General features: G+C 70.1%; 22 protein-coding genes. 14 read left to right on the top strand and 8 right to left on the bottom strand.

Translation table 11 applies throughout. From position 1 onward, the window contains the following. Positions 1–52: 52 nt before the first annotated feature. The 6 genes from K338_RS21630 (at position 53) to K338_RS25535 (ending at position 5,096) form a co-directional block, all read left to right on the top strand. The gene (locus K338_RS21630) at positions 53–826 is read left to right on the top strand and encodes a MerR family transcriptional regulator (protein WP_022917916.1); all 774 of its coding nucleotides are present in this window, start codon (positions 53–55) and stop codon (positions 824–826) included. Positions 827–922: 96 nt separating this feature from the next. After that, the gene (locus tag K338_RS0109365; RefSeq protein WP_022917915.1) at positions 923–2,284 is read left to right on the top strand and encodes an ABC transporter substrate-binding protein; all 1,362 of its coding nucleotides are present in this window, start codon (positions 923–925) and stop codon (positions 2,282–2,284) included. After that, positions 2,281–3,402: a carbohydrate ABC transporter permease gene (locus K338_RS21625; protein ID WP_022917914.1), complete on the top strand. Its 1,122-nt coding sequence runs from the start codon at positions 2,281–2,283 to the stop codon at positions 3,400–3,402. The genes K338_RS0109365 and K338_RS21625 overlap by 4 nt, the downstream gene beginning before the upstream one ends. A 53-nt stretch (positions 3,403–3,455) precedes the next feature. Next, positions 3,456–4,304, top strand: a complete 849-nt coding sequence (locus K338_RS0109355) for a carbohydrate ABC transporter permease (protein WP_027286646.1) — start codon at positions 3,456–3,458, stop codon at positions 4,302–4,304. Positions 4,305–4,339: 35 nt separating this feature from the next. Further along, on the top strand, positions 4,340–4,912 hold the full coding sequence (locus K338_RS0109350) for a 1-acyl-sn-glycerol-3-phosphate acyltransferase (RefSeq protein ID WP_022917912.1): 573 nt from the start codon (positions 4,340–4,342) through the stop codon (positions 4,910–4,912). After that, positions 4,863–5,096 (top strand): hypothetical protein, encoded by a 234-nt coding sequence (locus K338_RS25535; RefSeq protein WP_027286645.1) that lies wholly within the window; start codon positions 4,863–4,865, stop codon positions 5,094–5,096. The genes K338_RS0109350 and K338_RS25535 overlap by 50 nt, the downstream gene beginning before the upstream one ends. Here the strand turns inward: K338_RS25535 and K338_RS0109340 are convergent. Continuing rightward, positions 5,093–5,923, bottom strand: a complete 831-nt coding sequence (locus tag K338_RS0109340) for a MerR family transcriptional regulator (RefSeq protein ID WP_022917911.1) — start codon at positions 5,921–5,923, stop codon at positions 5,093–5,095. The genes K338_RS25535 and K338_RS0109340 overlap by 4 nt on opposite strands. A 225-nt stretch (positions 5,924–6,148) precedes the next feature. Here K338_RS0109340 and K338_RS0109335 point away from each other — a divergent pair, with 225 nt between their 5' ends. From K338_RS0109335 to K338_RS0109315, 5 genes are all read left to right on the top strand, one after another. Next, entirely contained in the window at positions 6,149–8,359 is a 2,211-nt protein-coding gene (locus K338_RS0109335) for an HNH endonuclease signature motif containing protein (protein WP_022917910.1), read from the top strand. A 98-nt stretch (positions 8,360–8,457) separates the two neighbouring features. Continuing rightward, positions 8,458–9,210, top strand: a complete 753-nt coding sequence (locus tag K338_RS0109330) for a sulfite exporter TauE/SafE family protein (RefSeq protein WP_022917909.1) — start codon at positions 8,458–8,460, stop codon at positions 9,208–9,210. A 39-nt stretch (positions 9,211–9,249) separates the two neighbouring features. Continuing rightward, the gene (locus K338_RS0109325) at positions 9,250–9,684 is read left to right on the top strand and encodes a hypothetical protein (protein ID WP_022917908.1); all 435 of its coding nucleotides are present in this window, start codon (positions 9,250–9,252) and stop codon (positions 9,682–9,684) included. Positions 9,685–9,757: 73 nt separating this feature from the next. Further along, positions 9,758–10,225, top strand: a complete 468-nt coding sequence (locus K338_RS0109320) for an RNA polymerase sigma factor (protein WP_022917907.1) — start codon at positions 9,758–9,760, stop codon at positions 10,223–10,225. Then, positions 10,222–10,815: a methylated-DNA--[protein]-cysteine S-methyltransferase gene (locus K338_RS0109315; RefSeq protein ID WP_022917906.1), complete on the top strand. Its 594-nt coding sequence runs from the start codon at positions 10,222–10,224 to the stop codon at positions 10,813–10,815. The genes K338_RS0109320 and K338_RS0109315 overlap by 4 nt, the downstream gene beginning before the upstream one ends. 10 nt (positions 10,816–10,825) lie before the next feature. Here K338_RS0109315 and K338_RS24425 read toward each other — a convergent pair whose 3' ends face one another. From K338_RS24425 to K338_RS0109295, 3 genes are read right to left on the bottom strand one after another with little or no spacing between them, the layout of a single operon-like run. After that, positions 10,826–11,302: a pyridoxamine 5'-phosphate oxidase family protein gene (locus K338_RS24425; RefSeq protein WP_022917905.1), complete on the bottom strand. Its 477-nt coding sequence runs from the start codon at positions 11,300–11,302 to the stop codon at positions 10,826–10,828. A 53-nt stretch (positions 11,303–11,355) separates the two neighbouring features. Then, positions 11,356–11,844: a MarR family winged helix-turn-helix transcriptional regulator gene (locus K338_RS0109300; RefSeq protein WP_022917904.1), complete on the bottom strand. Its 489-nt coding sequence runs from the start codon at positions 11,842–11,844 to the stop codon at positions 11,356–11,358. A gap of 41 nt (positions 11,845–11,885) precedes the next feature. Further along, positions 11,886–12,323 (bottom strand): MmcQ/YjbR family DNA-binding protein, encoded by a 438-nt coding sequence (locus K338_RS0109295; protein WP_022917903.1) that lies wholly within the window; start codon positions 12,321–12,323, stop codon positions 11,886–11,888. 87 nt (positions 12,324–12,410) lie between these two features. Here K338_RS0109295 and K338_RS21610 point away from each other — a divergent pair, with 87 nt between their 5' ends. Further along, positions 12,411–13,772: an LssY C-terminal domain-containing protein gene (locus K338_RS21610; RefSeq protein ID WP_084480828.1), complete on the top strand. Its 1,362-nt coding sequence runs from the start codon at positions 12,411–12,413 to the stop codon at positions 13,770–13,772. A 64-nt stretch (positions 13,773–13,836) separates the two neighbouring features. Beyond that, positions 13,837–15,018, top strand: a complete 1,182-nt coding sequence (locus K338_RS0109285) for an MFS transporter (RefSeq protein ID WP_022917901.1) — start codon at positions 13,837–13,839, stop codon at positions 15,016–15,018. 37 nt (positions 15,019–15,055) lie between these two features. On the opposite strand, the gene K338_RS21605 is transcribed toward K338_RS0109285, so the two are convergent. From K338_RS21605 to K338_RS0109265, 4 genes are all read right to left on the bottom strand, one after another. Next, complete coding sequence (locus tag K338_RS21605; protein ID WP_022917900.1) at positions 15,056–16,204, bottom strand: PP2C family protein-serine/threonine phosphatase; 1,149 nt, start codon at positions 16,202–16,204, stop codon at positions 15,056–15,058. A 125-nt stretch (positions 16,205–16,329) separates the two neighbouring features. Next, positions 16,330–19,071: a lysylphosphatidylglycerol synthase transmembrane domain-containing protein gene (locus tag K338_RS21600; RefSeq protein WP_157612333.1), complete on the bottom strand. Its 2,742-nt coding sequence runs from the start codon at positions 19,069–19,071 to the stop codon at positions 16,330–16,332. A 115-nt stretch (positions 19,072–19,186) separates the two neighbouring features. Next, positions 19,187–19,915, bottom strand: a complete 729-nt coding sequence (locus K338_RS21595) for a CPBP family intramembrane glutamic endopeptidase (protein ID WP_084480827.1) — start codon at positions 19,913–19,915, stop codon at positions 19,187–19,189. A 161-nt stretch (positions 19,916–20,076) separates the two neighbouring features. Next, positions 20,077–21,381 (bottom strand): BNR-4 repeat-containing protein, encoded by a 1,305-nt coding sequence (locus tag K338_RS0109265; RefSeq protein WP_022917897.1) that lies wholly within the window; start codon positions 21,379–21,381, stop codon positions 20,077–20,079. 76 nt (positions 21,382–21,457) lie between these two features. On the opposite strand from K338_RS0109265, the gene K338_RS24420 reads away from it, so the two are divergent. Then, complete coding sequence (locus K338_RS24420) at positions 21,458–22,069, top strand: tetratricopeptide repeat protein (protein WP_022917896.1); 612 nt, start codon at positions 21,458–21,460, stop codon at positions 22,067–22,069. Positions 22,070–22,238 lie beyond the last annotated feature (169 nt).

Genomic DNA, 22,238 nt, shown 5'->3' with positions numbered 1-22,238 from the left:
AATAATGGATAGTTACACTCTCCAGTGTCAAGGGCTCAGCGAGGGAGAGTGCATGCGGATCTCGAAGCTGGCGGAGCAGACCGCCGTTCCGCTCGCCACGCTGAAGTACTACCTGCGTGAAGGGCTGCTGCACCCGGGGCGGTCCACCGCTCGTACCCAGGCCGTCTACGACGGTACGCACGTCGAGCGGGTCCGCCTGGTCCGGGCGCTGACCGAGTCCGCGGGCCTGAGTCTCGGTTCTGTCCGGGACGTGCTCGAGGTCCTCGACCACCCGCCGGCCACCCGGCACGAGCTCCTCGGTGCTGCCCAGGACGTGCTGCTCGTCGATGAGGGCGGGCACCTGCGGCCGGGCGGGGAGCAGGCCGAAGGGGAGGGGCCCTGCGGAGAGCGGGCCCACCCGGCCGCGGCGTCGGCGGCCGCATCGGCTGACCCCTGGGTAGCCCGCGCCGCAGAGCTGGCTGCGGGTCGCGGCTGGTGCACCACCGACGAGCCGCTGGTGCACCGGCTCGCCGACCAGCTCCGCGCAGCCGACGCGGCCGGGATCGACCTGACCGACGACCATCTGGGCGCCTTGGCCCAGGCGGCTGACGGAGTGGCCGCCGCCGACATCGCCGCTGTGCCCGCCGATCCGGGCGCCGCGGTGCGCCACGTGGTGGTCGGGACGCTGCTCACCGACCCGGTGCTGCTCACGATGCGTCGGCTGGCGCAGCAGCGGGCGAGTGCCGCCAGCCAGGACAGTGCCGCCAGCCAGGACAGTGCCGCCAGCCAGGACAGCGCCGGCGGCCAGGACAGCGCCGGCGGCGAGGCAGCCCTCCCCGAGCGCTGAGCCTGGCCCCCGTTCCTGTTGCCGGACCAGGCTGCCGGGTCTAGCGTTCAGCCATCATGAGCGTCGGTCCCGCGGCGCCAGGATGAAGGAGTCCTGATGAGCGTGTCTCCCCGGCGCACCCTGGCGGCCAGCTGCGGCCTCGCTACGGCGACCCTGCTGCTCGCAGGCTGCCTGCAACCGCCCAGCACAGCCGGTGAGGGCGGGTTCGGTCCGGACAACGCGGAGACCGATGCGGACGGGGTGGTCACCATCCTAGGTGCCTTCGGTGGTGACGAGGCGACCCTGTTCAACGAGTCGCTCGCCGAGCTCAGCGAGCGTACCGGGACCACCGTCCAGTACACCTCGGACCAGGACTTCACGAACACGATCCGTGCGCGGGTCGGGTCCGGGCAGGCGCCGGACATCGCGATCTTCCCCCAGCCGGGCGGTCTGCTGGAGCAGGCGGAGGCCGGTACGGTGCAGCCGGCCGACCTGTTCCTGGACATGGACTCCTTGGACCAGACGCTCGTGCCCGGCTTCCTCGATGCCGCCACTGCGCAGGACGGCCGCATCTACGGTGCGCCGATGCGGATGGCGGTGAAATCCATCGTCTGGTACCCGCTGCAGGCCTACACCGACGGCGGGTATGACACCGATCCTGCCGACCTGGACGAGCTCGCCGAGATCGCAACCCAGATCCGGGACACCGGCACCACCCCCTGGTGCATGGGGTGGAACGCCGACCAGGCCACCGGGTGGGTGGGTACCGACTGGATCGAGGAGTACATGCTCCGGCTCTGGGGACCGGACGTGTACGACCAGTGGACCTCGCACGAGATCCCGTTCAACGACGACCGGGTGATCGCAGCGTTCGACGCCTACGGCGAGCTGGTGAACACCCCGGACAACGTGTACGGCGGCACCAGCGCGATCCTGTCCACATCGTTCAGCGAGGCGATGCTTCCGGCCTTCGAGGACCCGCCCGGCTGTCTGCTGGAGCGGCAGGGCAACTTCGTCACCGGGTTCTTCCCCGAGGACGTCCAGGAGAACCTGGACGAGGAGGTCGGCATCTTCGTCTTCCCCCGGTCCACCGACGGCGACTACGACGGACAACCGGTGCTCGGAGGCGGTGACCTTGCCGCACTGATGAACGGCAACGACCCGGACTCGGTCGCCGTGATGCAGTTCATCACCTCACCGGAGTTCGGCGGGCCCTGGGCCGCCGGCGGCGGGTGGCTCTCCCCGCACACCACTTTCGACACCGACCAGTACCCGGACGACATCACCAGGCAGACGGCGCAGATCGTCTCGGCGGCGGACGTGTTCCGCTACGACGGGTCGGACCTGATGCCGAACGCGGTCGGTGGTGGGACGTTCTGGACCGGCATGGTCCAGTGGCTCAGCGGTGACAGGACCGCCGAGCAGGTCACCACCGACATCGAGAACAGCTGGCCCACTGCTGAGGAGGCCACGTCGTGACCGCGGTGACGGCGGCCCCGCTGGGCACCGCCGCGCGGACGTCGACCCGACCGGTGCGGCTGGTGCTCGGCGCCATCGGCACCTGCCTGGTCGCCTGGCTGATGGGGAACACCTTCCTGGCGCTGTCCTACTACCCCGGCTGGTTCTTCGACAGCCGGGTGCTGATGGCTGTGGTCGGCATCATCGCTGGTCTGGGCGGGGCCGCGCTGCTGTTCTACTGCGTCAACGTCTTCGTCGAGGCGCTGCCGCAACGCTTCTCCCAGGGCCTGATCCCGTACGCCTACGTGCTGCCGGCGCTCGCCCTGATCGCCCTGATGCTGGTGTATCCCACCGTGCAGACGATCAACTACAGCTTCGCCAACGATGACAGCACCGCCTATGTCGGCCTGGACGCCTACCGGGCCATCTTCACCGACGGTGAGTTCTGGCTGTCCATCACCAACAACGTGCTGTGGTTGGTCGTGGTGCCCACCCTGACCGTGATCATCGGTATTGCCGTAGCGCTGTTCGCCGACCGGCTCTCCGCCAAGGGGGAGAACGTCGCGAAGAGCCTGATCTTCCTGCCGATGGCCATCTCCTTCGTCGCCGCCTCGACCATCTGGGGCATCCAGATGTACTCCGCCGACGCCGACGTGGGTCTGCTGAATGCGATCGTGACCGCCTTCGGCGGGCAGGCTCAGGACTGGATCCGGGTGGATACCGCGCGGCTGAACTCCTTCCTGATGATGGTCATCCTCGTCTGGATGCAGGCGGGGTTCGCGATGGTGCTGCTCTCCGGGGCGATCAAGGGGGTGCCGGAGGAGACGCTGGAGGCCGCGCGGATCGACGGCGCGAACGAGCGGCAGGTGTTCTTCCGGGTGATCATCCCGCAGATCAAGGGCACGATCATCACCGTCGCGATCACGGTGATCATCCTCGTGCTGAAGGTCTTCGACATCGTGTACGTCCTGCTCAACGGCCAGGCGCGCACGAACGTGATCGCGGTCCTGTTCTACCAGGAGCTGTTCACCTTCCAGCGCGCCGGCATCGCGTCAGCGATCGTCGTGGTCCTGCTGCTGCTGGTCACCCCCGTGCTGGTCTACCAGGTGCGTCAGTACCGGAAGGAAGGTGTGCGGTGACCATCGCCTCGCAGCCGGTCCGTCGTCCCCGGGCTCGCCGGCAGCCGTCGTACATGAGGGACGGTCGTCCGCGGAGCTGGACGTCGATCATCGTCATGGTGGTGCTGGTCATCCTCTGGTCCGTCCCGACCCTCAGTCTGCTGATGAACTCCTTCCGCGGTCGGGACGCCGTCGTCTCCAGCGGCTGGTGGACCGCACTCCTCAATCCCTTCGGCCAGGACTGGACCCTGGACAACTACGTCGGGGTGCTCCAGGGCTCGGACATGGCCATCGGCTTCCTGAACACGATCGTCGTGGCGGTGCCGGCCACGATCCTGCCGGTGATGTTCGCGGCGTTCGCCGCCTATGCGTTCACGTTCATGCACTTCCCCGCCAAAGAGGCGCTGTTCGCCGTCATCATCGGCGTGATGGTGGTGCCCATCCAGGTGTCGTTCCAGCCGATGCTGAACCTGCTCGGTCCGAACGGCATCGGCATCTCCGGCCAGTTCGTCGCCGTGTGGCTGCTGCACACCGGGTTCGGGATGCCGCTGTGCGTGTACATCTTGCGCAACTACATGGCAACGCTGCCGTACTCGGTGGTGGAGTCGGCGAAGATCGACGGGGCCAGCCACTTCCAGACGTTCTGGCTGCTGGTGGCGCCGATGGCGATGCCGGCGATGGCGGCGTTCGCCACCCTGCAGTTCCTCTGGGTGTGGAACGACCTGCTGATCGCGAAGCTGTTCCTGCGACCGAGCAATACCACGGTGATCGTGCAGCTGCAGCAGCTGCTCGGCACCCAGGGGCAGGGTGTGGAGCTGCTCACCGCCGGAGCGTTCCTGTCCATGACTCTGCCGCTCGTGGTCTTCTTCTCCCTGCAGCGGTTCTTCGTCCGCGGGCTGACCGCCGGCTCGGTGAAGGGGTAGCCGCTACCGGTACCGGGCTGACGTAGGTTGGGGTGATGAGGATACGTCGGGCGTTGGCGAGCGTGTACTGGGCGCTCAGTCGCTGGCGTCCACGGCTCGAGCAGGCACCCGACGAGGACGCAGGCATCCTGGTCGGCGCACCGCACACCTCCAGCTGGGACTTCGTGCTGATGCTCGCGCTGAGCTGGAAGTTCGGGATCCGGGTGAAGTTCCTCGGCAAGCACCAGCTGTTCGCCGGCCCGCTCGGTCCGCTGATGCGAGCGCTCGGGGGAATCCCGGTGGACCGGCGGGACCCGTCCCGGGTGGTTGCGGAGATCGTTGCGCGGCTCGAGGCGGGGGAGCGGTTCTTCCTGGTGGTCACGCCTGAGGGCACCCGCAGCCGCGGTGCGCACTGGCGCTCCGGATTCTACCGGATCGCGCGCGAGGCCGACCTCGCGGTCACGCTCGGCTACGTGGACCGCACCACGATGACCACCGGGCTCGGACCCACGTTCCGGCTCACCGGCGACGTGCGTGCGGACATGGACCGGATCCGGTCCTTCTACCAGGGTAAGACCGGTGTCCGACCAGGCCTGGGTACGCAGCCGCGACTCCGCGAGGAAGGCTGAGGCGCAGAAGGACAGCCGTTGGGAACGGGCCTACGCAGGTCCGGCGACCGCCGTCGTGCCGGACGACCGGGCCGTAGCGATCGCCACGCCCACCGGCATGCTCGCCCGGGGAGACCTGCTCCGCGCAGCGGCGCCGACCGGGGCCCTGAGCCCCAGCCGGCGCCGGCCAGCAGTGCGGTGCTAGCTCGGGTCGAACTGCGCGGTCTCGGCATAGACGCGCATCGCCTCGCGGACGTACTTCGCGCCGTCGGTGCCGCCGTAGTTGGCGGCGAACCGGTCGTCGGCCACGTAGAGGTCGGCCAGGCCGAGGAAGTACTCCCGGGTGATGGTCGGCACGGGCCCGCTGAGCCAGCGGTGCAGCCGGGTCGTGACCGCCTGCACCCGTTCGTCGCCCGGCTGCAGGCTCTCCTCGTAGGCGGCGGCGTAGTCCGCCTGGATCTGCTTCTGCTCCTGGCCGAACGACTCCTTCTCCGCGGCGGTCAGCGAACGCCACCACTGGTCGCTGGACTGCCAGGCCCTGCGGCCCCAGCGGGTGGTCACCTCCTCCTCGAAGATCGTGTGGTCGAATCCGTCGAACATGGTCTCTGGCATCAGGGGGGTCCCTTCGTCTCGGTGGTCGAGGGTGGTGGACACTGCGGCGATCCGCCGGTCCAGCTGCTCACGTTCGAGCCGCAGCAGGTCCAGGTGGGTGAGCAGCGCCTCGCGCTCGCCCAGCCGGGCGTCGAGGATCTCGCCGATCTGCGTCAGGCCGAGGCCGAGGCGCCGCAGCAGCAGGATCCGCTGCAGGCGGAGCAGCGCGTCGGTGTCGTAGTACCGGTAGCCGTTCGCGCCGATCCGCGAGGGCGGCAGCAGCCCGACCTGGTCGTAGTGCCGCAGGGTGCGGCTGGTGGTGCCGGTGTGCCGGGTGATCTCGTGCATCGACCATTCTGACGGCGGAGCGTCAGTGGCCGCAGTGCCCTCCCCTCGGGTCCTGGCCGCCTCGTCTCGGGCGGCCCCGGTCGTCGTTGCCATGGCTTCTCCTTCCGTGGCCGGTGGTCTGCGCGGTGTTCTCCGTGCGTGCTAGACGAGCATCCACCTTGACGCAGCGTCAGAGTCAAGTCCTCGACGTGATCGAATGTCAGAGGTCGGTGCGATGCTGGTCACAGCCAAGGAACAACGATCGAAGAGAGGAAACGGTCTCGGGACACGCCGCACCAGATGCTTGATCGGCGGACCGCAGCATCGTACATATGTTTCATGACGGTAGACGACAGCTCCGCTGCTGCCGGCGAAGGCGCCGGTGGCCAGGACCCGCGCGCCGATGCTGCGGGTCAGGACGCTGACGGTCGCCGCCCCGGTGGCCTCGGTCGGGACATCTTCGGGCACGAGACCGACCTGTGCACCGACCACATGGTGGCCGGGCCGTTCACCGTGCCCAGCTATCAGCCCGAGGGACTCGTGGAGCTGGTCCGGGCTGCGCAGCGCGCCGATCAGCGGCACCCGAAGTGGCGGCCGTCCGTCCCGCACTCCCAGACCTCTCTGGTGGTCGGTGCTGCCGATCCGGGCCTGTCGCTGGCGAAGCTGCTGGCAGCCGAGACAGACCCGGTCTCCGCGTGGTCGGGGGCCGACTTCCCGCCGGAGATGGACGACGGCACGCTGGTGGAGATGGTGGCCGGCTGCCAGCGGATGGTCCACCACTATGTGGCGCTGCAGGCGAGGTTCGTACAGGATCTCGTCGAGCGGCGGCAGGAGACGTTGCGGACGGTGCAGTCCTTGGGTGACGAGATCGGTGCGCGACTGAGCGTGAGCAGCTATGCCGGCGGACAGGTCGTCACCCGTGCGCTGGCGCTCGCAGACCTTCCGCGGGTCAGCGATGCGCTGTCCAAGGGACTGATCAGTCCGCGGAAGGTGGACATCATCACCGCTGCGCTGGCCGGTCTGGAGGAGGAGCAGGCGGAGGTGGTGGAGGACCTCGCGCTGGAGATCGCGCCGACGCACACTCCTTCCCAGCTGAAGAAGAAGCTGGCCGACGCGGTGCTGGTGGCAGATCCAGAGGCAGCCGAGGAACGGCACCGGGTACAGCGAGCCCAGCGGCACGTGTCCTGCCAGCCCGTGGAGGACGGTATGGCCTGGTTCGGCGCATACCTGCCCGTGGAGGACGCCGCTGCCGCGTTCACCTGCATCGACAGCATGGCAGCGCACCGGAAGGACGGAGACGAGCGTGGCATCGAGGCCCGCCGTGCGGACGCGTTCACGCAGATCTTCACCGAGGCGCTCGCCCACGGGCGCACACCCGGCGGCCAGACGCTGCCGCTGCACCAGGGGGTGCCTGCACACCTGCGGTTGACCATCACCGCACCGGTGCTCGCCGGTGATGCCCAGACGCCGGCACTGCTGCACGGTTTCGGTCCGATCACCGCCCCCGCTGCTCGGCGGCTCATCGGTGAGCGCGGCTGCGCGGCGGCCGCCACGAGGTGCGCAGAGAGCGGTGGTCTGGTCGGTGCGCCACGCAACGACCACAGCCTTCTCAGCGACGACAGCCTTCTCGATGCGCACCCTGACCCAGGCGATGCCTTCCGCTCCACGGCGTTCCCCACCGGTTACCTAGGGGTGCTCGGCGCTGCGAGCCCGCCGGCGGAGCTGCCGTTCGGGCCGAGGGTCGGGCCGGACGGGGATCCACTGTTCCGGTATGCACCACCAGCATGGCCGGCGCACCTGCCCGACGGTACTGACCCGCTCGCACTGGCCGCCTGGGTGAAGCACAGACTCCGCTCCGACCAGGCCCCACCCGGTGAGAGCCGCGCTACCCACGACAGGTGTGCCCTGATCGAGCGGCAGCTGGGACTGGTCGCGGCTGATTCCTATGCACCGTCCCGCAGACTGCGCCGTCGCATCATCGAACGGGACCAGATGTGTCGGTTCCCGGGCTGCCAGGTGCCCGGCTGGCGGTGCCAGCTGGACCACATCGTGGCCTTCGACCCGCAGCTGCCGGCCTGGGCGCAGACGGTGGAGACCAACCTCCACCTCCTCTGCGCACACCACCACCAGCTGAAGACCGCAGGCCTGTTCCAGGTGGAACGGGATGTACGCACCGGGCAGACCACCTGGCACGCGCCCACCGGGCACATGTACATCCGGGGACCAGAACCGGCCGACCTGGTGGCACTCGAAGCACACCTGCGCGCTGACCTGGACGCCAACCGCTGCACCCAGCGCTACGCCCGGACCCAGACGAAGCGTGTGCAGTCCGCCGCCCAGCTGGCGGCAGCGTCCGAGGCGTGGTCGAACCCGTTCCTGGCCGGGGTGGACTGGATCGACCCGATGTCCCCGCCGCGGACCCGGGGTAGCCGGTCCGCCCAGCGCAGCCGGTCCTCGTCACGCAGCCAGCCCCCCGCGCGCGCCCGCTGCCCCGAGCATGCGCACTCGGCGACTGCCAGCGCCTGGCCCGAGGCAGAACCGCCGTTCTGATCCGGAGGTCTGGACGTCGCCCACCGGCATGAGCGACCCATGTGCCAACTGGTGGAAGCTTTCGCCAGCTGCGCTCCGCCGTCATTAGCGTGTCCCGCATGCCCGAACTCAGTGTGCTCGCGTGGCTGCTGCTGGCGATCGCGGCCCTCCTCGTCGGTCTCTCCAAGACCGCGCTGCCGGGCTCGAACACCATCTCCGTGGCGATCTTCGCCGCGCTGCTGCCCGCGAAGGAGTCCACGGGCGCGCTGCTCGTGCTGCTGATCGTCGGCGACGCCTTTGCCGTGTGGTCCTACCGCCGGCACGCCAGCTGGCCGGTGCTACGGCGCCTGGTGCCCACAGTGCTGGCTGGACTGGTGCTCGGCGCACTCTTCCTCGCCGTCGCCTCCGATGCCGAGGTGCGGCGGGTGATCGGCGTGATCCTGCTCGCCGTCATCGCGCTCACCCTCGCGCGCCGCCACCTCACCCGGCACCGGCAGGAGCAGCCGGAGACCAAGGCCAGGCAGCACCTGCAGTCCGGGATCTACGGCACCCTGGGCGGCTTCACCACGATGGTCGCCAACGCTGCCGGACCGGTGATGTCGATGTACTTCCTCGCCTCCCGGTTCTCGGTGAAGACGTTCCTCGGCACCGCCGCCTGGTTCTACTGCGTGGTGAACCTGGTGAAGGTGCCCTTCTCGGTGAGCCTGGGACTGATCACCGGCCAGACCTTGCTCATCAATGCCGTGCTCCTGCCCGCCGTGGTCGCCGGAGCGCTGGCCGGGCGGGCGCTGGTGGCGAAGATGAACCAGAGCCTGTTCGACCGGCTCGTCGTCCTGCTCACCATCGGCGGCGCGATCTACCTGCTGATCTGACCTGTGGACTGCGCACCGCTTCCGCGGGACGATGGCCGGATGGGCACGCTGCCGGAAGAGGGACGCGCACGGATCCGCGCCTCCGCGATGTGGCTGATCGCCGCGGTCGTCGCGGTCGGGTTCGGGGTCGCGGCCTATGCCGCCTTCCTCGGCTTCCCGGTGTCCACGCAGACCACCGTCACCGCCGCGGCCGTCATCAACGACGGTCACGGGCTGCTCGTGCGGTACCAGGTCGGCTCCTCCAGCTGCCAGGTGCCCGGTGAGGTGACGGTGACCGAGACCGAGGACACGGTCACGCTCGTCGGCTCAGCAGTCGACCCCACCGGCACCCGGGTGGTCAACAAGGGCTGCACCGACGACCTGTACTCCGTGGTGGGCACGGTCTGGCTGGAAGAACCACTGGCTGACCGCACAGTGCGGGACGCCGACGGTACCGAGATCGAGCTCACCGACCCGGCCGAGGTGCTCGGCTGATGCGCCGCCACCGCCGGTCGATCCGGTCGCAGACCGGACCTCACGATCTGCTCAGCTCGTGCGTCTACAGAGTGTGACGCCCTTCGAGCAGGTGGTCGCCGACCACTCCGTGACCGTGCTGCGGGTCTGCCGTGCCCTCACCGGCCCGGACCTGGCCGACGACGCCTGGTCGGAGACCTTCCTGTCCGCGCTCACCGCCTACCCATGCCTACCGGCAGAGGCGAACGTCACCGCCTGGTTGGTGACGATCGCCAAGCGCAAGTGCATCGACCTGCTCCGCCGCAGCAGCCGACAGATCCCCACCCACCCGCTGCCGGAACGCCGCAGCACCGATCCGGAGATCGGCGGTTGGACCTACGACCTGCACGAAGCGCTCGGTGCGCTGACCGACCGGCAGCGCACCGCCGTCGTCGCCCACCACCTGGCCGGACTGCCCTACTCCGAGGTGGCGGACCTGCTCGGCGGCACCCCCGCGGCCGCGCGCCGCGCGGGCGCGGACGGTATCGCCAAGCTCCGAACGATCTACAAGGAGACGCCATGAGGCTCACCAGGGCTCTGGACCGCCCCGACGACGACGCGCACCTGGCCGACCTGCACGCTCACCTTGCCCAGCGGGCCGAGCAGGACCAGCTGCTCGACGTCTCCTACCGCACCGTCGCCTCTCCCGTGGGGGAGCTGCTGCTGGCCACCACCCAGGTCGGCCTGGTCCGGGTCGCCTTCGCCCGGGAGGACTTCGACCAGGTGCTCAGCCTGCTCGCCGACCGGGTCGGCCCGCGCATCCTGGCGCACGTCGCGCCGCTGGACGCCGCGGCCCGTGAGCTCGAGGAGTACTTCACCGGCCAGCGGCGCCGGTTCGACCTGCCGCTGGACCTGCGCCTGACCCACGGGTTCCGCCGCCGCGTGGTCGAACAGCTACCGACGATCGACTACGGCAGTACCGCGAGCTATGCCGAGATGGCCCGGAGGGCGGGCTCCGAGCGCGCCGTACGTGCCGTGGGCAGCGCCTGCGCCACCAACCCGTTGCCGGTCGTGCTGCCCTGCCACCGGGTGCTGCGCACCGACGGGTCGCTCGGCGGCTATCTCGGCGGCCCCGAGGCCAAGCGGACGCTGCTCGCACTCGAAGCAGCCTGAGTGCGGCACCTCAGGATGCCGGGGTGATCTCCAGACCGACCGACGGGCCGCCCCGCCTGCGCCACCGGCCGAACCAGGAGACCAGTCTGAAGAAGCGGAACTTCGCACCGTACTTCGCGCTCAGCGCACTGGTGGCCGTCCGCAGCTGGGACCCCGGCAGCAGCCGTGCGGTGGCCGGCCACGACGGGCCCATCGCCTCACCGCGAAAGTCCGACGGCGCCACCTGTACCCGCCCGTCGCGGGCGATCCGCTTCGCCTTCCCGGACCGGCTCGCCGTGTAGACGTACCAGCGTCCGTCGGCCGGCGCCACCTGTACCCGCCCGTCGCGGGCGATCCGCTTCGCCTTCCCGGACCGGCTCGCCGTGTAGACGTACCAGCGTCCGTCGGCCGGCGCCATCCAGACCGGCGTGGACACCGGCGTGCCGTCGCGCCGGTACGTGGTCAGCGCGAAGAAGTCCTCGCCGGTGTCGTCCTGCTCGAACCGCATTGCCGTCCATCCTGCCACTGCTGTGCAGCCTCGCCCGCCGCGGACCAGCATGCTCAGCTGGACTGCCACCCGTCCACCCGGTCGAGGATCTGCCAGGCGACCTTCCCGAACGTGGCCAGGTCCTCCGGCGCCACAGCATCCACGACCAGCTCCCGGGCCCGGCGCACATGACCAGGTGCAGCCGACTCCACGCGCTCACGACCTGCGTCGGTGAGGATCGCATTCGTCGCCCGCCGGTCCTCCTGGCACGTCTCCCGGCGGACCAGCCCCTGGCTCTCCAGCCGCCGCACCACGTGCGAGAGCCGGGACAGCGACCCGTTGGTCAGCTCGGCCAGTGCGCTCATCCGCAGCGTCTGCCCTTGGTGCTCGGCGAGCATCGCCAGCACCATGTACTCGAAGAAGCTGAGGTGGGAATCGCGCTCCAGCTGGCTGTCCAGCGCCCCCGGCAGCCGGACCAGCAGCCCGGTGAGCGCCAACCAGGCATTGCGCTCGTCCCGGCTGAGCCACTGCGGCTCACCCGTACCCGAGAACGATTGACCCATCAAGGAATTGTGCCACGAGACCTGTGCATGATGGTCAGAGGTTATCCGAAGTCCGACGGCGTCAGCCCGGTCTCGTCCAGTCGGCGCACCTGGTCCGCGCTGCTCAGCGCCCGGTAGGAGGAGTCCACCAGCTCGAAGACCTCTGCCCAGTCCACCTGGTCTGGCGCCGTGCCGTCGTGCGCCAGGTTCCAGCCGATCCACCCGTACGGCCCGTAGTAGGCGGGCACGAACGAGCGGGGGTCTTCGGCCAGGGCTGGCTGCTCCGCCGGATCTGGCAGGAGCAGCAGCGCGTGGTCGTAGCGCACCCGGTTGCGGGCAGGACCCTTCGTGCCGCCGCCGTAGACGACGAACACCTTCTGCGACCGGAACGTCGGGCGGCCGTGCGCCACCTTCTCGGTCGCGTCCGGGAACGCCAACGCCACCCGGCGGGCCCTGGCCAGGTAGGGATCGTCGTCGTCGAACATCTGTGGGTGCGCCATCGAGTGCCCATGATGCCAAGAGCTGCTGCCCGTCGTGCGCAGAACCGCGGGGCGGGTCTGCTTCGGGACCGGGATACGGTAGTGCCCATGGCCCGTACGCTCAGCGAGCGCGCGCATGCCGCTGTAGGAGTGGTGCAGGAGAACCCGGTCCGGTTCGCCGACCAGGTGTTCTTCGTCCTGGCGACCCTCGCATCCGGTTGGCTGGCGTTCCTGCTCATCCACCAGCTGGTCACCGCCGGCTGGCGGCACCTGTGGGCGTTCATCCCGTTCTGGCTGATCGTCACCTACCTGCTGCTGCCCCGCCTGCACTCGCTGCTGACCCGCGTGTACGTGCCGAACTACTTCATCGGTCGGTCCCGCACCCGGGAGGGGCTGCTCGGTGACCCGGTGAACCTCGGCTTCCGCGGCACGGTGGAGCAGCTGCACACCGCGATGATCCGCGCTGGCTGGCACCGGGCGGACGAGGTGAACCTGGAGTCCGGACGCCGGATGGTGCTGGCCACCCTGCTGCGGCGCAGCTACCCGGACGCTCCGGTGAGTCCGCTGTTCCTGTTCAGCTCCCGGCAGGCGTTCACCTACCAGCAGGAAGTGGAGGGGAACCCCGCCCAGCGGCACCACGTGCGGTTCTGGGCGTGCCCGCAGGGCTGGCGGCTGCCCGGCGGGAAGAAGGTGGACTGGCTCGCCGCCGGCACCTACGACCGCTCGGTCGGGCTGTCCCACTTCACCCTGCAGTTCACCCACCGGATCGACGCGGACATCGACGCCGAGCGGGACCACGTGCTCGGCACGCTCACCGCCCCCAGCTCCGGGAACCACGGCATCACCGTGCGCCACCTGCGCAACTTCTCCACCGGCTACCACCACCGCAACGGCGGCGGCGACGCGATCCGCACCGACGGCGACCTGCCGATCGTTGACCTGCGGCAGACCCGACCGCCCACACCGGAGATCCTCGAGACGATCCGGGCCGACGAGGCGGAGGGCCGGCACCGGCGCGCAGTACCGCTGACCGTGGCGTTCGGACTGTTCCTGATGCTGCTGCGGGTGGCAGTGGGGGTGGTGTCGCTGTCCTGGCTGGCCTCGTTGACGACTCTCGGGATCGCCGACCTGAAGGTGGTGGGCCCACTGCTCGACGCCGGTGTGCCACCGGATGTCCTCTCCGTGGTGGTGCGGTCGGTGCTGGCGGCCTACCTGCTCGCCTACCTGGTGCTCTCCGTGTTCATCTTCCGGCGCGCGAACCGAGCACGGATGCTCACCCTCACCCTGAGCGCAATCAGCGTCGGCACGTATGTGGTGCTCTGGATCACCGGTGCGCCGGAGTCCACGCTCGCCACGCAGGTGTTCGGCTCTGCCCTGGAGATCCTGGTGATGCTCGCGCTCTCCGGTGATACTGCCCGCATCTTCACCACCACCCGAGAACCGGCCACGGGGCAACGGCCCAGCTCATAGCAGCAGTCGCCGGGCACGGCCGGGCACGTCTCGGACCGGTGCGTGCCGGTCGTAGGCTGCGACCATGACGTCCGCCCCTGCTCGGCTGCCGCGCTGGCTGCTGCTGGTCGGCATCGTGGTGGTGGCGATCAACCTGCGCCCGGCGATCGCGGCCGTCGGCCCGGTGCTCCCGGTGCTCGGCGCGGACGTCGGGGTGGGCAGTGTGGCGCTCGGGCTGCTCGGCGCGCTCCCGGTCGCGGTGTTCGGCGTCGCCTCCAGCGTGGTGCACCGGCTGCTGCACACCTTCGGCGTGGAACGCACCACCGCAGGCGCGCTCGGGCTGCTCACCATCGCCACCCTGCTGCGCTCGTGGCCCGGCCCGGAGGCGAACCTCTGGGTCGGCACCGTGCTCGTCGGCGCCGCGATCGCGGTCGGCAACGTCACCGTGCCCGTGCTCGTGCGGCAGGACTTCCCCGGTGCCGCGGCCCGTGTCACCGGCATCTACGTGGCCGTGCTCGGCTTCTTCGCCGGCCTCTCCGCCGCGGTCGCTGTGCCGCTGGCGAACCTCAGCACCCTCGGCTGGCGCCTGGCCCTGGGCGTCTGGGCGGTGCTCACCCTGCTCGGGCTGCTGGTCTGGTGGCCCCGTGCGCACCGTACCTCACGACCCGACCCTGCCAGGACGGACGCGCCCGCTGGCGGCCCGCTGTGGCGCACCGCTGCCGCGTGGCAGATCTCGGTGTACATGGGGCTGCAGTCCTCGTCCTTCTACGTGGCGCTGACCTGGCTGCCGACCGTGGAACAAGACCTGGGCTTCCTGCCGGAGGTGGCTGGCTGGCACATGTTCCTGCTGCAGATCGTGTCCATGGTGGGCAACCTCGGCGCACCGGTGCTGATGCGCCGCAGCCGTGACGAACGCTTCCCCGCCACCCTGGCCGGCCTGTGCGTGCTCAGCGGCACGGTCGGCTTCCTGCTGCTGCCTGGTGCCGCCGTGGCCTGGATCGTGCTCCTCGGCCTCGGCATGGGGGTGGCGTTCGTGGTCTCGTTGACGCTCATCGCCGTGCGGGCCGGTGACCTGCGCACTGCGCCGCGGCTGTCCGCGATGGCGCAGTCGGTCGGCTACCTCATCGCTGCCGTGGCGCTCCTGGTCGCCGGTGTGCTGCACGGTGTGGCCGGAGGCCCGGCGGTGCTCGGGGTGATCGTGGCTGTGAGCACCGGGACGGCAGCGCTCGGGCTGCTGGTGGGGCGCAGCGCAGCGATCACTGCCTGAGCAGCCACCGGTCGGCGCCCCGGGCCACGCTCGGGGATCAGCCGAGCAGCAGGTAGAGCAGCGCTACCAGGACCACCACCGCCGCAGCCGCCAGCACACCCGGGAGGGAGCTCGAGGGCGTCTGCGGGACCGGCACGACGTCCGGGTCGGTGCCCCTGGGAGCACCAGCGGTCTCGCTGCGGGCCGTGGCCGTCCCGGTCGGTCCGGTCGGCCTCGTCTTCGGTGAGGTCGCTGACGACAGCGCAGCCTCCTCGGTCTGCTCGCTCACCGGGGTGTGGCTGCTCTGGTCGTCGCCGCTGGCTGCGGCAAGACCGCGGACGCCGGCCATCGGCGCTGTGGCGTCGAACGGCACCTCGGGCAGGCAGCCGCGCAGCGCAGCCGCCGCCTCAGCGGACAGGGATACCCCGTCCTCAGCGGCACCGACGACCACCGGTGCGCCGCCTGGGGGCCGGCCGTCGGGCTGCTCGTCATCGGTGACCACGTCGGCGACCACCACGGTCACGTTGTCCCGGGTGCCCACGGACAGCGCAGCCTCGATCAGGTCTGCGGCCGCCTGCTCCCGGTCGGGTGCCATCAGCGTGGCTCCGATGACGTCCGGCTCCAGGTAGTCCGACAGCCCGTCGGAGCAGAGCAGCACCCGGTCACCGGGCTCGATCTGTGCCTCGATGATGTCCAGGTCCGGCCCCGCCGGCTGATCGTCCAAGGACTTCAGCAGCATCGACCGGTACGGGTGGGTGCGGGCACGCTCGGGAGTGAGCTCACCGCTGTCGATCAGCCGCTGCACGTGGGTGTGGTCGGTGGTGAGCTGGTACAGCGCACCGTCGCGCAGCGCATACACCCGGGAGTCGCCGATGTGCCCGACACTGACCCGGTCACCATCGGAGCCGACGGTGACCAGCGTGGTGCCCATCGACTCCAGCAGCGGGTCCGCCTCGGACATCGCGAACAGGGCACGGCGAGCCAGCCGTCCGGCGCGGAGGAACTCCGGCGCCAGCTCGGCTCCCTCGCGGTGGTCCACCTCGGCGAACACCCGCAGCGCCACGGCGGAGGCCACCTCGCCCGCAGCATGCCCACCCATACCGTCGGCGAGCACCAGCAGCCGCGGGCTGGCGAACGCGGAGTCTTCATTGTTGGTGCGGACGGTGCCGAGATCGGTGCGCACGGCGTAGCGGAAACTGACCGCCATCGTCCACCGCCTCAGATTGTGTCGTCCACCGGTTGCCAGCCCCTTGCGACCCTCACCCTACAACCCCGCGACCCTGCCCAGATGCAGGTGACGAGGGTGCGCAGGACCGCCCGGTCAGCTCGGGTTCAGAGCAGGTTCTGCCGCTGCAGGTGGCGCAGTGCCCACCAGCCGAGCGGCACCCGGATCCAGAACGTGAGCACCCGGAACAGCACTGCGGTCGAGGCCGCTGCCGCGGTGGCGATGCCCGCGGTGGTCAGCCCGGTGGACAGCGTCAGCTCCACAGTGCCGATACCGCCGGGAGTGGGGATTGCCGCCCCCACCGCGTTACCGGTGAGGTACACGATCGCCAGCGACGCCAGCGGCAGCGACTGCCCGAACGCCGCCAGGGACGCGGCGAACGCCGCCAGGTAGCCCACGGTCATCAGCAGGTTGCCGCCCAGCGCCATCGCCAACCGGTGCGGCTGCCCGATCACCCACACCAGCCGCGGCCACACCTGCTGCAGCGTGGGGCGCACCTTGGCCACCACCCAGCGGCGCAGCGAACCGACCGCCAGCAGCACACCGGCCAGCACCAGCACCACGCCCACACCGATGAGCACCGCACCGGAGGGCACCTGCTGCAACGGTCCGGAGGACCCGGTGAGCAGCGCGATGACGACCAGCAGCAGCACGGTGGTGACGAACTGGGACACCTGCAGCAGCGCCACGGTTGCCACCGCCATCGGGGTCGCAGCCCCACGCTTCTGCATGAACCGCAGGTTCAGCGCCGCCGGACCCACCCCGGCCGGTGCCACGAGGGTGATCACCGATGAGGCCATCTGCACCACCACAGTGCGCCACAGCCCGAGCCGGTCCGGGGAGAACCCGACCAGCCCGAGCGCCGCACCCAGGAAGGTGAGCATCCCGCAGCCGAATGCCACCACCATCCACACCGGGTTGGCGTCTGCGACCACCTCGGCGATGGTCTCGAAGTTCAACGTGGTGAGCAGGATCCAGCCGGCGACCACGGCCACGGTGAGCGTGATCGCCGTGCGCGCGTTGAACCGGGCCAGTTGGATCGGCGCCACCTCGCTCGCCGTCGGGATGAAGTCCACCAGGTGTGCCCGCAGCGTGGACATGCCGGCCTTGTTCGCCCGGGCGGCGGCGCGGGTCTGCGCCGGCAGGGCGATCGGCTGCAGCAACGGGGCGATCTCCGCCAGCTGGGCGATCGACAGCGACCGCGAGGCTGCCGCGATCGCCCGCTGCGGACCCACGCGGAGCGCGAACAGGGTGAGCAGCTGGGCCAGGTCCACCCGGCGCGCCAACGACGTTGCGGCGATCTCGCCCTCCTCCCAGCCGTTCAGCCACACCTGGTTCTCCGCCGTACCGGAGGTGACCACGTACACCGTGTCGGCGGAGATGTTCCGGTGTGCGAGCCCGGCGGTGTGCGCGATCCGCAGCTGCTCCCAGGCGTTCATCATCACCTCGTCGGTGATCACAGCGTCGGGCACGTCGGCCAGCTGGCGGGCATCCGGCACGTGCTCGCCGAGCAGCAGCACCGACGCCCCGGCCTCAGCGATGCCGTGCAACCGCGGGCAGTTCACCCCCGCGGCCGCAGCCGCGTAGTACATCAGCGAGGCACGTTCGGCACTCTGCCGCAGGCTCACCGAGGTGCGCCGGTCCAGACCACGCCGGGTCAGGGTGGTGATCAGACCGTTCAACCAGCCGATCACCTGCCGGTCGGCATCGAGCACGACGGCGTCCCAGCGGCGTCCGTCGGTGTCGGTGACGGCGTAGACCCGGTTGGCGCCCTCGCGTTCGGTGGCGACCGTGGCCGACTCCTGGACGTGGTCCGGTGTCGCGTCCGTCATCAGCGGTGCGGGTGAGCGGGCCGGCTGCGCAGCTGCTGCGCCCCGCTGCGCTGCGGCTGGCCGCGGACCGGGCGCTTCCTGCTGCGCCGGTAGGCCCCCATCCGCCGGCGGCGCGCCTGCCCGAGCACCATCGCTGGAGGTGGGCTGGTGGGGCAAGCTGGCTGTGCCGTCGTCGACCGTGCTCTGCGGTGCGCTGGCCGGGACGTACCCGATCGGGTTGGCGGCCACGACGGACTCGCTCTGCAGGCTGGCGGTGTCTGTGGAGTCACCGATCCGGATCACGCTCACCGCATCGACCCCGGCGCGGCGGATGCCCTCCACCAGCACCTGGCCGTGCGCGCGGCGGCTGAGCACGCCCGAGGCGTACCGCATCCCCAGGCCCACCGCCCGGCCGAGCAGCACGGAGACGATCGCCCCGGTCAGCGTGGAGTCACCGGCGATCACCGAGACCACCAGCACCACCCAGAGCAGGTTCCAGGAGATGCCCACCAGTCGGCTCTCGTCCCGGGTGCCGGTGCCGGTGAGGAACGCCGCCAGGCCCGCCACCATCGGGGTGATGGTCATCACCAGCTCGACACCGTTGTGCAGCCGCAGCGCACGCAGCATCGCCTCCGGTGCATAGCTGTTCAACAGCCATACCGCTGCGCTGGTCACCAGGATCGCCACCAGCGCTGCCGCCAGTGCGTCCACCACGGCGCGCACCTGCCGGCGGACCAGCTGTTGCACGATCACCACGATCGGCAGGATCAGGGTGAGGAAGCTTTCGATCGCATTGACCGGCACCAGCAGGATGTTCCGCAGCACCCGGGCCAGCGCCGACTGCACGTCCAGCGTGACCGCAGTGGTGGTGCGGTAGGCGTACACCGACAGCACCAGCACCGCCGCCAACCCGGCGACCGTGGCCAGCATCAGCACCAGGTCGATCGGCCGGCGTACCCGGACCAGGGGAATGTCCAGCACGGTGGTCGTGCGCACCCGGCCGCCTGCGGGCGGTTCCTGGGCGGTCCCCTCAGCCATGGTCTCGATGGTATTCGACAGGTGGCTGCCCACTCCGGTGCGACGGGCGGGTGCGGACCGTCGGGTGACCTGGCTCACTCGCCGGAGGAGCTGGTCGTCTCCGCGCCGACCTCGGTCAGCCGGCGACGCTCACGCCGATCGCCGTCAACCACTCCTCGGGCAGCAGCTGGTAACCGACGAACGCGGTCACGTCCAGCAACGTGTGCGCGACCACCAGCGGCAGCACCCGCCGCCGACCCTTGGACAGGTAGAAGGATGCGAAGATCACACCCATCAGCATGTTCGCGAAGAACGGCCCCCAGCCCTGGTACAGGTGGTAGGAACCACGGATGACGGCGGAGAGCAGCACGATCGCGACCGGTGACCAGCGCTTCTCCGTCAGGCGTTCGGCCAGGTAGCCGACCACCACCACCTCTTCGATCAGCCCGTTCTTCAGGGCGGCGAGGACCAGCACCGGCACGGTCCACCAGTACGGGTCCAGCGCAGAGGCCTGCACCGCCACCGTGATCCCGAGCGCACGACCGGCCACGTACAGACCGAGGCCCGGGATGCCGATCACTGCGCCGAGGCCCACGCCCCAGAGCAGGTCCCGGCCCGGACGGCGGGCATCCAGGCCGATCCGGCGCCACGGGTTGTGACCCCGGTCGGAGAGCAGGTACAGCGCCAGGGCCACCGGTACCAGGGTGAAGGCGATGGACAGCAGCTGGTAGGTCAGGTCCAGATACGGCCGTGGCGACTGCGAGGGGTTCAGAGAGGTGGTCTGCTCGCCCAGCGGGCCGCGGGTCAGGGCCGCGATGATCGCCACCACCGCGTACACCCCGGACTTGCCCAGCGAGAGACCCATCACGATCCAGATCTCCGCGGTCAGACGGCGGGACCGAGACCTCTCCAGGGGTGCGGGCTGGTGGGGCACACCCCGTTATATCGCACCCTGTTCCCCCGCGGCGCAGCGCGCTGCCTCCGATCGAGCGGTCGGCGCCGTGCGGTGCGGTGCGGAGGGGCGGGTCAGCGGGGCTCGACCAGGCCCACCACCTCGCAGTCGTAGTGCTGCGAGGCGGTCATGGTGCCGCGGAACCACAGCACTGCCCGGGTGTCCGGGTCGCCGGGGACCACGATCGGGCGGAGGTTGTCCACGCCTGATCCTTCGGTGACCGGCGTCCAGGACCAGGTAGCACCGCCGTCGGTGGTGCGGCCGTGGAAGATCTCGTGGTGGGTGAGCGCGCGGCCGTCGCGCGGGTCGAACGGGGCGGACAGGTAGACCGAGTCCAGGTCGTAGGGGTCGATCGCGGCCAGCCCGGTGTAGTCCTCCTCGTGCGGTAGCAGGTTCGCCCCGGCCAGGGCGAGGTGGAAGGTCTGCCAGGTGCCGCCGTCGAACCGGGCATAGACGAACCGGTGGTCGCTGAAGTCGGAGTCCTCCGGCTCGTCCCCGGCGCGGGCGGTGAGCACTGCGGCCAGCTGACCGGCCTGGTCGCCGCGGCCTTGGCGGAGGTCGCAGGTCCAGGCGTGGGTGAGCCGCGCACCGCCGAGCTCGGTGCCGGTGGGCAGGATCGTGGTCAGCTCCACCTGGGACGGGGCCTGGGCGCTGAGCACGGTCGCGTCGACCACCGCGTGGTCGCTGCGGTGCAGGGCGCCGCCGGAGATATAGCCGTGGTAGATCGAGTTGTCGTAGTCGCGCGGGTGGTGGTCGGTGGTGACCAGGTCGATGCGATCGGTCCCGTTCGAGGCGTACCGGGTGTAGCCGTTCACATAGCCGACCTTCGGACGGGTGAACAGCTTGCCGCCGTAGCTGAACGTGCTGCCGTCGTCGGTGGAGACCAGGATCGAGGGGTCGTCGTTGACCGCGCGGGCGAACGCGTACAGCCGGCCCTCGGCGGAGAGGTGGTGCAGGTTCGAGTAGGTGGCGCCCCGACCACCGGTCAGCTCGGTCCAGTCGAACGTCTGCTCCGGGTCCCACTCGGTGGCGTCGTGCGGCCGGGTGGAGATCCGCCAGCGGGTGAAGTTGTCCGTCTTGTGCTTGGTGTACATCGCCAGGTAGCGCCCGTCCGGACGGACCCACAGCGCGGGCACGTTGTGGTCATCGGCCTCCAGGTTCGGGTGCAGCACCACCACCTGGGTCTGGCCGGTGGCCAGATCGTGCACGGCAAGCTCCACATTCCCGGCCCGGTGCGCACCGCCAACGCCCTCGGGGGCGGCAATCGATCCGACCAGCAGCGTGCTGGCCACCGGGTCGATGAGCGCCCGCTCGTCCTGGAACCAGCACCAGGCGCCATTGTCGTTGAACGTGTGGACCGTGGGCACGTGCGGTGACATGGCGACGATCCTGCCATGTTTGGATAGCGGTTTCCAGGCATTGTGTCGACGAGCTGTGGCGAGCGAGGATTGCCGCATGGCTTCACCTGCGCCCACCTACACGATCGACGACGACACGTTGCGGGACGTACCCGACGACGCGGACGCCGCGCGTGCTCGGGCAGCCGAGCTGAGGGCGCAAGGACCGGTCGGTGACGCCGAACGCATCGGGTGGTTGCGGATGCTCGGTGACCTGGACGAGGCCGAACGGATCGGCTGGTGCTCGCTCGCCGCTGCAGGGGGACCAGGGACTGCAGCTGAGGTCCCGGTGGCCAGAGCAGAGGTGGACCTGCCCATCGAAGCAGTCGGCGCAGCACTGCGGCTGGCGCACGTGCTGCAGTGGCAGCGCCGGTTCGAGCTTGCGGATGCACTGTTCCGCGCCGGGCGGGAGCGCGCAGATGCCACGGCACGCAGCGCGGGGGCGGGCACAAGGGACTATCGGGTGGCCGTGGCGATGCGGTACTTCGCCCGGCAGCACGGCGGCAAGTCCTTGTTCGACCAAGGCCGCTACGACGAGGCGCTCGGCATGTTTGCCCATGCTCTGGCACTGCGCCTCGCTGCAGGCGCTCCGCAGGATCAGATCGATTCCAGCAGGCAGGCAGTACGTGCTGCTGGTCGGCGACTCATTGCCGCCCGCCGCGCCACGTGAGCGGCCCGCTGCGCCGCCTCCGGTCCCCGGCAAGCCATCACCGAGACGAGGAAAGCGGCACCATCATGCCGGAAACAGGGCCTTGAGCCTCCTACGCTCAACTCTGGGAACAAACCGGACCGACCCCGCGTTGACCCAGATGTCAGACCGATTCCGGTCCGCCACCGCG

This window comes from Ruania albidiflava DSM 18029, from assembly GCF_000421225.1.
In the GTDB taxonomy this organism is placed as follows: domain Bacteria; phylum Actinomycetota; class Actinomycetes; order Actinomycetales; family Beutenbergiaceae; genus Ruania; species Ruania albidiflava.
The sequence above is the reverse complement of the archived record's forward strand: the minus strand, read 5'-3'. Positions and strand labels throughout refer to the sequence as shown.

What these genes read in the sequence shown, in the direction of transcription:
- K338_RS0109365 (WP_022917915.1), top strand. Translation starts at nt 923, where the DNA reads ATGAGCGTGTCTCCCCGGCGCACCCTGGCGGCCAGCTGCGGCCTCGCT.
- K338_RS24425 (WP_022917905.1), bottom strand. Translation starts at nt 11,302, where the DNA reads ATGCGGTTCGAGCAGGACGACACCGGCGAGGACTTCTTCGCGCTGACC.
- K338_RS0109340 (WP_022917911.1), bottom strand. Translation starts at nt 5,923, where the DNA reads ATGGCAACGACGACCGGGGCCGCCCGAGACGAGGCGGCCAGGACCCGA.
- K338_RS24420 (WP_022917896.1), top strand. Translation starts at nt 21,458, where the DNA reads ATGGCTTCACCTGCGCCCACCTACACGATCGACGACGACACGTTGCGG.
- K338_RS0109295 (WP_022917903.1), bottom strand. Translation starts at nt 12,323, where the DNA reads ATGGCGCACCCACAGATGTTCGACGACGACGATCCCTACCTGGCCAGG.
- K338_RS21610 (WP_084480828.1), top strand. Translation starts at nt 12,411, where the DNA reads ATGGCCCGTACGCTCAGCGAGCGCGCGCATGCCGCTGTAGGAGTGGTG.
- K338_RS21630 (WP_022917916.1), top strand. Translation starts at nt 53, where the DNA reads ATGCGGATCTCGAAGCTGGCGGAGCAGACCGCCGTTCCGCTCGCCACG.
- K338_RS0109300 (WP_022917904.1), bottom strand. Translation starts at nt 11,844, where the DNA reads ATGGGTCAATCGTTCTCGGGTACGGGTGAGCCGCAGTGGCTCAGCCGG.
- K338_RS0109265 (WP_022917897.1), bottom strand. Translation starts at nt 21,381, where the DNA reads ATGTCACCGCACGTGCCCACGGTCCACACGTTCAACGACAATGGCGCC.
- K338_RS0109315 (WP_022917906.1), top strand. Translation starts at nt 10,222, where the DNA reads ATGAGGCTCACCAGGGCTCTGGACCGCCCCGACGACGACGCGCACCTG.
- K338_RS0109350 (WP_022917912.1), top strand. Translation starts at nt 4,340, where the DNA reads ATGAGGATACGTCGGGCGTTGGCGAGCGTGTACTGGGCGCTCAGTCGC.
- K338_RS0109355 (WP_027286646.1), top strand. Translation starts at nt 3,456, where the DNA reads ATGAGGGACGGTCGTCCGCGGAGCTGGACGTCGATCATCGTCATGGTG.
- K338_RS0109335 (WP_022917910.1), top strand. Translation starts at nt 6,149, where the DNA reads ATGACGGTAGACGACAGCTCCGCTGCTGCCGGCGAAGGCGCCGGTGGC.
- K338_RS0109330 (WP_022917909.1), top strand. Translation starts at nt 8,458, where the DNA reads ATGCCCGAACTCAGTGTGCTCGCGTGGCTGCTGCTGGCGATCGCGGCC.
- K338_RS0109285 (WP_022917901.1), top strand. Translation starts at nt 13,837, where the DNA reads ATGACGTCCGCCCCTGCTCGGCTGCCGCGCTGGCTGCTGCTGGTCGGC.
- K338_RS21605 (WP_022917900.1), bottom strand. Translation starts at nt 16,204, where the DNA reads ATGGCGGTCAGTTTCCGCTACGCCGTGCGCACCGATCTCGGCACCGTC.
- K338_RS21595 (WP_084480827.1), bottom strand. Translation starts at nt 19,915, where the DNA reads ATGGGTCTCTCGCTGGGCAAGTCCGGGGTGTACGCGGTGGTGGCGATC.
- K338_RS21600 (WP_157612333.1), bottom strand. Translation starts at nt 19,071, where the DNA reads ATGGCTGAGGGGACCGCCCAGGAACCGCCCGCAGGCGGCCGGGTGCGC.
- K338_RS0109325 (WP_022917908.1), top strand. Translation starts at nt 9,250, where the DNA reads ATGGGCACGCTGCCGGAAGAGGGACGCGCACGGATCCGCGCCTCCGCG.